We start from the raw sequence: 12347 nt of genomic DNA on the forward strand, positions 1-12347 counted from the left end.
GAATGCGGCCGCCGGCGGCAGCGGTAATGGCGGATCGGCCGGGGCTGCGCCGCAGACGCCGGATTCGGACGGAACGACGGGCAGCACGTCGGGCTCGTCTTCCCCGAACTGACGGCGGACCGTGACGGCGCTCTTCATCGGACTGGGCCTCTTCTTCGTGATCGAGGGGCTCGTCTACGCGCTCGCGCCGTCATTGCTGCGCGCGGCCGCGAGCCGGCTTCCCGACGTCAGCGACACGCAGATGCGCATGATGGGCGTGATTTCGCTGGCGATCGGCGTCGGCATCGTCTGGCTCGTCCGCGGCTGAGGGCGATCGCCGACGCGCTGCGCAGGCACGCCGGCCTGCTCGCGGTGGCGCAAATGTGATTGGCCAGGGCGCGATTGCGTCATATCCTTTCCCTATAGTCGTTTCTCACGCCCTACCGAGGGAGAACCGGGATCATGGCATCGAACCCTTTGTCCCGCACGTTCGCGAGACGTCTGACACTGGCATTGGCGATCGGCGGGCTGGCGTTCGCCCCGGCCGGCGCGACAAGCGCTCAGGATGCCAACAATAGCCAGGGTGGCCAATCCAACCAGGGGCAAACCGGTTCAGGGAGCGCGCAGACCGCGCCGGATACGGCGAAGAAGGTCCCGCAACCCGGCACCAACAAGCCGAGCGCACTGCAGCAGAACGGGCCGGCATCGGTCGCCGACCTTTCGGCGAAGCTCCTCGACGCGGTCGTGAACATCTCCTCCTCGCAGAACGTGGAGACGGGCGACGGCGGCAAGGTCGCGCCGCCGAAATTGCCGGAAGGCTCGCCGTTCCAGGATTTCTTCAACAAGTTCTTCGACGGCGAGGGCGGTCAGATGCCGCCGTCCGGCAAGGTCGATTCGCTGGGCTCGGGCTTCGTCATCGATCCGAGCGGCCTGATCGTGACGAACAACCACGTCATCGAGAACGCCGACGACGTCGAGGTCACGTTCACCGACGGCACGACGCGCCGCGCAAAGGTTCTCGGCATCGACGACAAGACCGACCTGGCGCTCCTCAAGGTCGATGCGAAGACGAAGCTGCCCTACGTCTCTTTCGGCGATTCCGATAGCGCACGCATCGGCGATTGGGTGATGGCGATCGGCAATCCGTTCGGCCTCGGCGGTTCGGTCACGCTCGGCATCATTTCCGCGCGCGGGCGCAACATCAACGCCGGGCCCTACGACAACTTCATCCAGACGGATGCGGCCATCAATCGCGGCAACTCCGGCGGTCCGCTCTTCAACATGAAGGGCGACGTCATCGGCATCAACACCGCCATCATCTCGCCGAGCGGCGGCTCGATCGGCATCGGCTTCTCCATCCCTTCAGAGATCGCGAGCAGCGTGATCGGCCAGCTTCGCCAATACGGCGAGACCCGCCGCGGCTGGCTCGGCGTGCGCATCCAGCCGGTGACGGACGAGATTTCCGAAAGCCTCGACATGGACCATGCCGAAGGCGCTCTCGTCGCGGGTGTGGTGAAGGGCGGTCCGGTCGACAACGGTTCGCTCGAGGCGGGCGACGTGATCGTCAGCTTCGACGGAAAGCCGGTGAAGGAAATGCGCGACCTGCCGCGCATGGTCGCCGAGACCGCCGTCGGCCAGACGGTGGACATGGTGGTGCTGCACGACGGCAAGCGCAAGACCGTCTCCGTCAAGCTCGGTCGGCTGGAAAGCGACGATGCCTCCGCGAAGGACAAGAAAAGCGACGATACGAAGAAGCAGAGCGACAATCGCATTCTCGGCATGAGCCTCGCAAAGCTCGATCCGCAGGCGCGCAAGCGTTTCGGCATCGCCGAGGACGTCGAAGGCGTGGTCGTCACCGATGTCGACCCGAATTCAGCCGCGGCCGACAAGCGGATTGCGCCCGGCAACGTCATCGTCGAGGTCGCTCAGGAACAGGTGAAGAGCCCGGACGACGTACGCAAGAGGGTCGCTTCGCTGAAGAAGGACGGCCGCCGCAACGCCCTCGTCATGATGGCCGACAAGTCCGGCGAACTGCGCTTCCTGACCGTCCAGATGGATTGAAGACGGAAGCCGTTGCGCATCCTGCGATCGCCGTCCGCGAACCGGCGACGGGATACGTCGTGTGGATTCTATTCGGCGAAGTCGGCGCGGCTGTAGCCCTGAAGATAGAGAAGCGCGGTCAAGTCGCCGTGGTCTATGCGCACCGGTGCGGCTTCTGCGACCGACGGCTTGGCATGGAGGGCGACGCCGGTGCCGGCACGCTCGATCATGCCAAGGTCATTGGCGCCGTCGCCGACGACGATCGCATCTTCGTGCGACAGGCCGTGCCGGGCGACGATGTCGTCGAGCGTGTCGATCTTCGCCTGCCGGCCGAGGATCGGCTCGGCGACCTCGCCGGTAAGCACGTCGTCGGCGACGATCAGCCGGTTCGCCCGGTGTTCGTCGAACCCGATGCGTTCTGCGATCGGCCCGGAAAAGAGCGTAAAGCCGCCGGAGACGAGGGCCGTATAGGCGCCGTTGGCGCGCATCGTCTGCACCAGTTCCCGTCCGCCCGGCGCAAGCGTGATGCGCGTTTGCAGGACGCGCGCGACGACGGAAACCGGCAATCCCTTGAGCAGGCCGACACGCTCGCGCAGGGCGGGCTCGAACGCGATCTCGCCGTTCATGGCGCGTGCGGTGATCGCCGAAACCCGATCCCTGACGCCGATCTCGTCGGCCAGTTCGTCGATGCATTCCTGGCCGATCATGGTGGAGTCCATGTCGGCGAGCAGGAAGCGCTTGCGGCGCGCATCCCCGGGCTGGACCACGACGTCGACGGCGAGGTCGCCGAGCGCGTTTTGCAGTGCTTCGCGCACCTGTGGCGCCCCGGCGTCGCTATCGAGTTCCAGATCGAGCGCGACGCCTTCGGCGAGCCATCGCCGATCCTTCGCGGAGACCGTGGCGGCTGCCGTTGCGGCGACCTCTTCGGTCAGCAGCGGGTTTGACGGGTTTGCAATGAGCGTGGCAACCAGAGCCATCGGGCGAAAGCTCCCGGGAAACGTGAAAGAGACGAGGGCGATGGAAGCCATCGTGATAGCCGGGCCGACCGCCGGCGGCAAGTCGGGTCTCGCCATGGCGCTCGCACGACGCCATGGCGGGACGATCGTCAACGCCGATTCCATGCAGGTCTACGAAGGCCTGCATATTCTGACCGCTCGCCCGGGCGAGGCCCAGATGGGCGAGGTTCCGCACCGTCTCTACGGGCACGTTCCATCGGAAGAAAGCTACTCGGTCGGCGCTTGGTATCGCGATGCGCAGGTGGTGCTTGCCGATCTGCGCACGGCCGGCCGCATACCCATCGTCGTCGGCGGAACGGGGCTTTACCTGAAGGCGCTGACGGGTGGACTTTCGGCGATGCCGCCGATTCCGACCGAACTGCGCGAAGTCCTACGCGGGCGATTGAAAAGCGAAGGACCGGAAGCACTGCACCGCGAACTGGCGCGCGAGGATCCGCAGGCTGCAGCCGGCCTCGATCCGGCCGACGGCCAGCGCATCGTGCGTGCGCTCGAAGTCGTCCGTGCGACGGGACGATCGATCGCCAGTTTCAGGGCCGAGGCAGGGTCGCCCCTCGTCGATCCCGCACGCACGCGGCGTATCCTCGTCCTGCCAGAACGTACGCGACTGCGTGCCATGATCGCTTCGCGGTTTCGCGCGATGATGGAAGCCGGCGCGATGCAGGAAGTCGCGCAGTTGCGTTCGCGCCGGCTTTCGCAGGATCTGCCGGTGATGAAGGCGATCGGCGTGCGCGAACTTTCCGCCGTTCTCGACGGCCGGATGAGCCCTGGGGAGGCCGAAGAGCGGGCCGTTACCGCCTCGCGGCAATATGCGAAGCGGCAGACGACATGGTTCCGCAACCAGCTCCCGGACGGTTGGGAAGTCTTCGAGGAGGCCAGTGCTGCCCTCGAACCGGGGATCGTCCGTGTAGATTAAGGGTATTCTAACGCGTGGGTACCTAGGATTGTCCGGAGAAAAACGGGCGAGGCACCATGCGAATCCACAAGGCGGAAGTCTTCTTCATCTTCCTGATGGCTTTCATCGCGCTCGCCGGAACCTTCAGCTTCATGGCTCACAATTCGATCGTCGCAGCGGCGACGTCGGGTCAGCCGAGCTTCTTCCCCGCCCGCAGCCTTTCCTTTCTGGGCACGATATTCTGCGGGCTCGCCGCGGTGTGCGGCATGTTCCTCGTCTATCCCGTGGTACGCCGCGGCCTGACCGAACAGGGCGAATTGCAGCAACTGACGGAACGCCTCAGCGCGCGCTCTACCAACCTCGAACACGCCGCGACGACCGACGCGCTGACGGGCACCTTCAACCGCCGCTATTTCGACCGGGCGCTCGCCGAATATCTGAAGGCGTTTCGCGATGTCGGCAAGCCGGTGGGGATGATGATCCTCGACCTCGATCACTTCAAGGCGATCAACGACACCCACGGCCACGATGTCGGCGACGACGCGCTTCGTCACGTTGCCGCCTGCCTGCTCGAGTTCGCGCGCTATCACGACGTCGTCGCGCGGTACGGCGGCGAGGAGTTCGCCGTGCTTTCGCCGAATACGACGGAACGCCAGCTCTTCGCACTCGCCGAGCGCATACGCGCGGCGATCGCCGGTCTGCGCATCGTGCACGGCGACGACCATCTTCGTCTGACGGCAAGCATCGGCATCGCCGTCTGGGACGGCTCCGAGAGCTGCGAGGATCTCTACCGGCGTACCGACAAGCAGCTCTACGAAGCCAAGCGACGCGGCCGCGACCGCGTCTGCTGATCCGGCCGGCAGCCCCGACGGAAGCGAGCGGGTTTCGTCATTCAGGCAGCGAGAATTGTCATCCGGCGTTGCTTGCGCAGCGGCGGCGTTCGGGCGTTTGCCAATGTTCGGCGGCCGTCAGATCTGCAGTGGTGATCAGCGGCGACGGGACTTACTCATCAGCCGGGCGCGAAGCTCCGCGCCGCTGAGCGGTGCGGGTTTGACCGGGGTGTCCGTCGGCGCCGTTGCTCCCGCGGGCTCGGGACGCTGGCGCGCCGGTTCGAAGCCCGGCTGGCGGGCCGGGCGCGCTTCGACCCGCGGCGCTTCGCGTTCCGGGCGTTCGGTCGGCGCTGGCGAAGCCGGCAACGAGGCCTTGGGGTTCGCAGGGCCTGCCATATAGGGATCGGCGGTGCCCGCCGGTGCGCTCGGCGCAGGCGCGGCGGCTTCCTCGGCGGCAGGCAGGGCACGCATGCGCCGCACGAGAGACTGCACGTCGATCGTGCCTGCGGTTCCAGAAGCTTCCGCGGCGTGTTCCGTCGAATGCGGCAGCTTGTGCGGCGGCAATTCGGAAAACCGCAGGCGCATCGGCACGGGAACCGCTTCGCCGAAGGCGATGGCCTCGCAATTGCCGATCGAGGACAGGAAGCTCGTCGTCGAGATCGACGAATCGGGCAGTGCCGAGCGGATGATCGCCTGGTCTTCCTCGTTGCTCAGCCGCATGGCGAAGACCGTCGAGCACTGCGACAGGATGGTCGGGTCGAGTTCGCCGGGGCGCTGGGTGATGACGGCGAGGCTTGCGCCGTATTTGCGCCCCTCCTTGGCGATGCGCGCGATCGCCTGGCGTGTCGGCAGGAAGCCGCGTGCGGGATCGGCCGGAACGTAGCGGTGCGCTTCTTCGCATACGGTGAGGATGCGCATCGCGCCGCGGCTCCAAAGCGCCACCTCGAAGGCGAGGCGGCACAGTACCGATGCGACGGAATCGACGACTTCGGACGGAATGCCCGAGAGCTGCACGGTCGTGATCGGCTTTGCGGCGTCGTCCGGGCGGAACAGCGTGGTAACGATTTCGGCGAGCGAATCCGAGATCGATGTCGACGAGAACATGAAGCGGAAGCGCGTGTCGTTCAAAAGGTTGAGCAACCGGTTCCTGATCTGGCGCAGATACGGCTTTTCCTCGCGCCCCTCGAGGCGGCCGATGCGCTCGTCGACGAGGGCGAGCAAATCGGCCATGCGATAGGGAAGGGGCGTGTCCGCCGTGAGGGACGCGCGATCGGCGCTCTTCCGGAAGAGGTTGGACTCTCCCTCGCCGTTGAAGGCGCGCTTGGCTTCGGGAATGAGTTCGCGAAGGACGTCCACCTCCTCGGCGACCGGCACCCGGCCGTGGAAGATGACGTCGACGAGTTCTTCCATGCGGAAGAGCCAGAAGGGAAGATCCAGCGTTTCGGTATCGAGCACCGCCGAAGCGTCCGGAAAGGCGGCGGCGAACTCGTTGTGGGGATCGAGGATCATGACGCGCAGCCGCTCGTCCGAACGAACGAGCTTGTCGAGGATCAGCGTCACCGCGCTCGACTTGCCGACGCCCGTCGTGCCGACGACGGCGAAATGGCGCTGCAGGAGCGAGGGGATGTGGATCGTCGCATCCATCGTCTCGTCCTGGGTGAGCTTGCCGACCACGGCGACGTCGCTCATGTCGAGGTCGTGGATCGCCTTGAGATCCTCGCTGCGCATGGCGTGGACGACGGCGCCGAGATAGGGATAGCTCGAAATGCCGGCGGAAAAGCGCGCGTGCCCTGCGTCGTCGCTACGCAGTTCGCCGACGAGCTCGACCTCGAAGCGCATGACGTTGTCGCTGCCCTCGTTCCACACGCGCTCGTCCGTCTGCATGCCGTAGACGAGGCCGGCGATGCGGTTTTCGCCGACCTGGATGGTGACGAGGCGGCCGACCGACCAGAGCTGAGAAAGCGAGGTGTCGCCTTGGGAAGCGGAGGCGGAGACGATGGCGCGCGCGCCGTTGCAGGCGATGACGCGGCCGAGCAGCCGGTTGCCGCGTTGGAACTGATCGCGTCGTTCGCGGCTGGCGTTCACCTCGGCGGCTTGTGTATCGAAATGTTCCACTGGCCGGTCTCTGCTTGCTCGAAGCCGGAGCCTACCGGCCCAAACCTTAACAGGGCCTTCAGCATGCCGGCAAAAGCCATTGACGTCGGTTGGCGATCGGGAGTACGACTGAACGATGATGAACGGACACGATGTCATTCTCGTAGTAGACGTGCGCATGGGCAGGGTGGCGTAGCCACCCGGCGACAGTACCCATGCGCAACCCAAGGCTCCTCGAAGGGGCCTTTTTTTATGCCTTGAAACGAGCGGACGGTTTGAAGCGATGACGGATGAAAAAGCGGGCACGGACGAAGGGGCAAACCGGATGACGGGTGCGGAGATGGTCGTGCGTGCGCTCGTCGACAACGGCGTGCAGCATGTCTTCGGCTATCCGGGCGGCGCCGTGCTGCCGATCTACGACGAGCTTTTCCAGCAGGAGGAGGTCGAGCACATCCTCGTTCGCCACGAGCAGGGCGCGGGCCACGCGGCCGAAGGCTACGCCCGCTCGACCGGCAAGGCAGGCGTCATGCTGGTGACCTCGGGCCCGGGCGCGACGAACGCCGTGACGGCGCTGCAGGATGCGCTGATGGATTCGATCCCGCTCGTGTGCATCTCCGGTCAGGTGCCGACGACGCTGATCGGCTCCGACGCCTTTCAGGAGTGCGATACGGTCGGCATCACGCGGCCGTGCACCAAGCACAACTGGCTGGTGAAGAACGCCGACGACCTGCCGCGCATCATCCACGAGGCGTTCCGCATCGCAACGACCGGACGGCCCGGCCCGGTCGTCGTCGACATTCCGAAGGACGTCCAGTTCGCCGAGGGGACCTATGCGCCGCCTTCGCCGGTCTTCGAACAGAAGAGCTACCATCCGCGCACCAAGGGAGACGGCGACCAGATCCGTCGGGCCGTCGAACTCCTCGCGAATGCCGAACGGCCGGTGATCTACGCCGGCGGCGGTGTGATCAATGCCGGCCCGCGCGGCAGCGAACGCCTGCGCGAGCTGGCCGCGCTCGGCGGCATTCCCGTGACGTCGACACTGATGGCGCTCGGCGCCTATCCGGCATCCGGCGAGAACTGGCTCGGCATGCTCGGCATGCACGGCACCTACGAGGCCAACATGACGATGCATGGCTGCGACGTCATGTTGTGTCTCGGCGCGCGCTTCGACGACCGGATCACCGGCCGCCTCGACGCGTTCTCGCCGGGGTCGAAGAAGATCCACGTCGACATCGATCCGTCCTCGATCAACAAGACCGTGCGCGTCGACGTGCCGATCATCGGCGACTGCGCGTCCGTGCTCGACGACATGGTTCGTCTCTGGCGGGCCGGTCCCGGCGAGCGCGGGCGGACCGATGTCGGCCCGTGGTGGGAGAAGATCGACGGCTGGCGGGCGCGCAAATCGCTCGCCTACAAGCCGAACCGCGACGTCATCATGCCGCAATATGCGCTCGAAAGACTGCATGCGGCAACGAAGGACCGCGACACCTACATCACCACCGAGGTCGGTCAGCATCAGATGTGGGCGGCGCAGTTCTACGGCTTCGAGAAGCCGAACCGTTGGATGACCTCGGGCGGGCTCGGCACGATGGGCTATGGCCTGCCGGCGGCCCTCGGCGTGCAGATCGCCCACCGCGACAGCCTCGTCATCGATATCGCCGGCGATGCCTCGGTGCTCATGACGATGCAGGAGATGTCGGCGGCCGTGCAGCACGAGGCGCCGATCAAGATCTTCATCATGAACAACCAGTACATGGGCATGGTGCGCCAGTGGCAGCAGCTCTTGCACGGCAACCGGCTCTCGCACTCCTACAACGAATCGATCCCCGATTTCGTCAAGCTCGCCGAGGCTTTCGGCGGCGTCGGCATCCGCGCGGAAAAGCCGGACGAGCTCGACGACGCCATTGCCGAGATGCTTGCCGTGGACAAGCCGGTGCTGTTCGACTGCCGGGTGGCGAACCTCGCCAACTGCTTCCCGATGATCCCGTCGGGCAGGGCGCATAACGAGATGCTGCTTCCCGACGAGGCGAGCGAGCAGGCGATCGAACAGGCAATCGAGGCGGACAACCGCTCGCTCGTTTGAGCGTCGACGAAGAAACGGCCAGGCGAAGGACGGAAGAACGAATGAACGCGCAACAGCAGCCGACCGGCTCGGCCTATTTCATCACCCGCGAGACCGAGAGCGCGGAGCGGCATACGCTTTCCGTGCTCGTCGACAACGAACCGGGCGTTCTCGCCCGGGTGATCGGCCTGTTCTCCGGGCGCGGCTACAACATCGACAGCCTGACGGTTTCGGAGACCGAGCACGACGCGCACCTTTCGCGCATAACCATCGTCACGCGCGGCACGCCGCAGGTGCTCTACCAGATCCATTCGCAGCTCGAACGCATCGTGCCGGTGCACCGGGTGGTCGACCTGACGGTCGTCGCCAAGGATCTCGGACACGAAAAGCCGCTCGAGCGCGAACTGGCGATGGTGAAGGTGCGCGGTGCCGGCGACGATCGCGTCGAGGCGCTGCGACTTGCCGACGCCTTCCGCGCGCAGGTGATCGACGCCAACAAGGACCACTTCATCTTCGAGATCACCGGTCGGGTTTCCAAGATCGAGCAGTTCATTGCGATCATGCAGCCGCTCGGTCTCGTCGAGGTCTGTCGAACAGGCGTCGCGGCGATGAACCGCGGCCCCGAAGCCATGTGACGCCCCGGTTCGACCCGCCTGCCGGTCCCTCTTCGGACGAAATCGATGACCATCGACACGCTGCTTGCCCTCTTCACCTTCGCGCTGGTCGGTGCCATCACGCCCGGCCCGAACAACGTCATGCTGCTTGCCTCCGGCGCCAATTTCGGGTTCCGGCGCACGCTGCCGCACATCCTCGGCATTCAGGTGGGGTTCGTTTCGCTCTCGGCCTGCATCGGGCTCGGCCTCGGCACGCTGCTGGCGACGTTTCCGGCCCTGCATCTTGTGCTGAAGGTCGCCGGTGGGGCCTATCTTCTCTATCTCGCCTGGCGCATCGCGACGAGCCGGTCGGCCGCCAAGGGGGAAGGTGCGGCGCGTCCCATCAGCTTCACGCAGGCGGCCCTCTTCCAGTGGATCAACCCGAAGGCGTGGGTCGTCAGCATTTCCGCCGTGGCGATCTATCTGACGCCGGAGCACCTGAGCGCGAGCATCGTCGGCCTCGTCGCCTGCTTCTTCCTCGCCGGCAGTATCGCCTCGCCGGTCTGGACCGCCTTCGGGCAGAGCCTGCGGGTCTTTCTCAGCGATGCCACGCGCCTCAAATGGTTCAACCTTGTTATGGGGCTGCTTCTCGTGCTGACGCTGGTGCCGATGCTGGACTGATCGCGGACCGATGGCGGTTGCCCGCGAAGGTGCCGTTCGGTCCGGTAACCGAGGGAAGGGTGGTCGTGAGCGAGATCCCGACATTCGACGACGTTGCGGCGGCGAGCCGGCGCATCGAGGGCCATGCCGCACATACGCCGGTACTGACGTCGCGCACGGCCGATGCGATGCTCGGCGCCCGGCTCTTCTTCAAGTGCGAAAATTTCCAGCGCACCGGCGCCTTCAAGTTCCGTGGCGCCTTCAACGCGCTTTCGAACCTCGACGCGGCGGCGCGCGCTGCCGGGGTCGTGACGTTTTCCTCCGGCAACCATGCGCAGGCGATCGCCCGTTCCGCGGCGATGCTCGGCATGGCGGCGACGATCGTCATGCCCGAGGACGCACCGGCCTCGAAGGTGGCCGCGACACGCGGCTACGGTGCGCGGATCGTCACCTACGACCGGTATGCCGAGGATCGCGAGGCCATCGGCCTGAAGCTTTCGCAGGAGGAAGGGCTGACGCTCGTGCCGCCCTACGATCATGCGGACATCGTGGCGGGGCAGGGCACGGCGGCAAAGGAACTCTTCGAGGAGGTCGGCGAGCTCGATGCGCTCTTCGTGTGCCTCGGGGGAGGCGGGCTGCTTTCCGGTTCGCTGCTTTCCGCCTGTGCGCTTTCACCTGCCTGCAAGGTCTTCGGCGTCGAGCCGGAAGCCGGCAATGACGGCCAGCGCTCGCTTCAGTCCGGCGAGATCGTCAGGATCGAGGCGCCGCGCACCATCGCCGACGGGGCGCAGACGCTCGCGCTCGGCCGGATCCCGTTCGCGATCATCCGCGAGCGCTGCGCCGGCATCACGACCGTGACGGATGCGGCGCTGGTCGAGGCCATGCGCTTCTTCGCCGCGCGCATGAAGATCGTCGTCGAGCCGACCGGGTGCCTGAGCTTCTGCGGCGCCGAGCGCATGGCGGACGAATGGCGCGATGCGCGCATCGGCATCCTCGTCAGCGGCGGTAATGTCGACGTGGCACGGCTTTCGACATTGCTGTCGGAATGAGCGCCTGACGATCCCCTTTACGGGAGATCGCCCGATTGCGCGAGGTTACTTCGTGGTTGCCGAATCACCGCTCGACGAATCGCTCGAGCCGGACGGCTGCCAGGGGCTGAGCCGGTCGATCTTTTCCTTGCGCCGCTCGTCTTCGGACTTCGACCAGTCGCCACCGAAGGAGGTCGATTCCCAGGAACCGTAGGAGGGGTTGGGCAGCATGATCCAGTCATGGCCCCAATGGTTCATGGCGTCCTTGTAGACCTGCATGCGCTGGTCGACCGAGCCGTCGGCCTTGTCGGTGAAGTCGCCGAGATTGTCGCCCATCACGAGAAGGACGCGGTAATCCTTGGCGACGACCTTGTGGCGGCTGTCCTTGTCCGAGCCCCAGTCCTTCTTCTCGTTCTTGGCGAGCACCGTGTCGACGTTGCCTCCCATGGGAAAGCCGAGCTTCTTCAGGTTGGCGCGGGTGGCCTCCTCGTTGTCGGCGCTCCGGTTGGAGATGTAGAAGATCTTCACGCCCTTGGAATCGGCGTATTTCAGGAAGTCGACGACGCCGGGCATCGCCTTCGCCTTTTCATCCTGCACCCACTTCGTCCAGTCCTTGCTCGAATAGCTCGTGCCGCGGGTGATGAGGGACGCTTCGTAGGCGGAGTTGTCGATGAACGTCTCGTCGAGATCGGCGATGATGGCGGTCGGCTCGTCCTTGAAATTGTCGCCCTGCATGTCGGGAAGAGCGGTCCAGCTCTTGTCCTTCAGCGCCTCGTCGAGCCGTATCTTCGCGAGATCGTAGATCCCTTCGACCGTCGCCTTGTATTCCACGGCGTGCTGCATCCACAGCGTCGCGTTGAGCAGGTCGTTCTGCTGGACGCTGCCCGTCTTGGCGGTATCGCCGGTCTTCGCGGTCGAGCCGGTATCGGCGGCGCCGGCCGTCAGAGTGCCGGCGAGAAGCGCCGACGCCGCGACGCAGGCGGCCAGGGTGCGGCGGGAACGGGTATCGGTCATGGCGTGATCATCTCCTTCGTGGGTGCGGATGCGCACCGGCACGAACGGTAGCCACCACGGGCATGCGGCGTCAAATGAGCGATCGAGATCGTCGTTGCGTAACGGGCCGCATTTCGCCGGCGCCCGCACGTCACCATGC

11 protein-coding genes are annotated in these 12347 nt (G+C 65.7%); 8 read left to right on the top strand and 3 right to left on the bottom strand.

Annotation, left to right across the window (positions count from 1 at the left end; translation table 11 throughout):
* The first annotated feature begins 121 nt into the window (after positions 1–121).
* A complete protein-coding gene (locus FJU11_RS01425) occupies positions 122–307 on the top strand; it encodes a DUF2065 domain-containing protein (protein ID WP_141165210.1) in 186 nt (61 codons plus the stop codon).
* A gap of 134 nt (positions 308–441) precedes the next feature.
* Complete coding sequence (locus tag FJU11_RS01430) at positions 442–2040, top strand: DegQ family serine endoprotease (protein ID WP_141165211.1); 1599 nt, start codon at positions 442–444, stop codon at positions 2038–2040.
* Positions 2041–2108: 68 nt separating this feature from the next.
* On the opposite strand, the gene serB is transcribed toward FJU11_RS01430, so the two are convergent.
* Positions 2109–2996 (bottom strand): phosphoserine phosphatase SerB, encoded by an 888-nt coding sequence (serB, locus tag FJU11_RS01435; protein ID WP_141165212.1) that lies wholly within the window; start codon positions 2994–2996, stop codon positions 2109–2111.
* 40 nt (positions 2997–3036) lie between these two features.
* Between serB and miaA the strand changes: the two genes are divergently transcribed.
* Both miaA and FJU11_RS01445 read left to right on the top strand, forming a co-directional pair.
* Positions 3037–3948, top strand: a complete 912-nt coding sequence (gene miaA / locus FJU11_RS01440; protein ID WP_235890726.1) for a tRNA (adenosine(37)-N6)-dimethylallyltransferase MiaA — start codon at positions 3037–3039, stop codon at positions 3946–3948.
* A gap of 56 nt (positions 3949–4004) precedes the next feature.
* Positions 4005–4778 carry a GGDEF domain-containing protein gene (locus FJU11_RS01445; protein WP_141165214.1) on the top strand — a complete coding sequence of 258 codons (774 nt, stop codon included), beginning with the start codon at positions 4005–4007 and terminating at the stop codon, positions 4776–4778.
* A 135-nt stretch (positions 4779–4913) separates the two neighbouring features.
* Here FJU11_RS01445 and FJU11_RS01450 read toward each other — a convergent pair whose 3' ends face one another.
* Positions 4914–6872, bottom strand: a complete 1959-nt coding sequence (locus FJU11_RS01450) for an ATP-binding protein (RefSeq protein ID WP_235890728.1) — start codon at positions 6870–6872, stop codon at positions 4914–4916.
* 304 nt (positions 6873–7176) lie between these two features.
* On the opposite strand from FJU11_RS01450, the gene FJU11_RS01455 reads away from it, so the two are divergent.
* From FJU11_RS01455 to FJU11_RS01470, 4 genes are all read left to right on the top strand, one after another.
* Positions 7177–8934 carry an acetolactate synthase 3 large subunit gene (locus FJU11_RS01455; protein ID WP_141165289.1) on the top strand — a complete coding sequence of 586 codons (1758 nt, stop codon included), beginning with the start codon at positions 7177–7179 and terminating at the stop codon, positions 8932–8934.
* A gap of 41 nt (positions 8935–8975) precedes the next feature.
* The gene (ilvN, locus tag FJU11_RS01460) at positions 8976–9548 is read left to right on the top strand and encodes an acetolactate synthase small subunit (protein WP_141165216.1); all 573 of its coding nucleotides are present in this window, start codon (positions 8976–8978) and stop codon (positions 9546–9548) included.
* A 45-nt stretch (positions 9549–9593) separates the two neighbouring features.
* A complete protein-coding gene (locus FJU11_RS01465; protein WP_141165217.1) occupies positions 9594–10187 on the top strand; it encodes a LysE family translocator in 594 nt (197 codons plus the stop codon).
* Positions 10188–10252: 65 nt separating this feature from the next.
* Positions 10253–11215 (top strand): threo-3-hydroxy-L-aspartate ammonia-lyase, encoded by a 963-nt coding sequence (locus FJU11_RS01470; RefSeq protein WP_210242821.1) that lies wholly within the window; start codon positions 10253–10255, stop codon positions 11213–11215.
* Between the two features lie 45 nt (positions 11216–11260).
* Here FJU11_RS01470 and FJU11_RS01475 read toward each other — a convergent pair whose 3' ends face one another.
* Entirely contained in the window at positions 11261–12208 is a 948-nt protein-coding gene (locus FJU11_RS01475; RefSeq protein WP_141165219.1) for a 5'-nucleotidase, lipoprotein e(P4) family, read from the bottom strand.
* Positions 12209–12347: the final 139 nt, after the last annotated feature.

This window comes from Pararhizobium mangrovi (genome assembly GCF_006516965.1).
GTDB classification, from domain to species: domain Bacteria; phylum Pseudomonadota; class Alphaproteobacteria; order Rhizobiales; family Rhizobiaceae; genus Pararhizobium_B; species Pararhizobium_B mangrovi.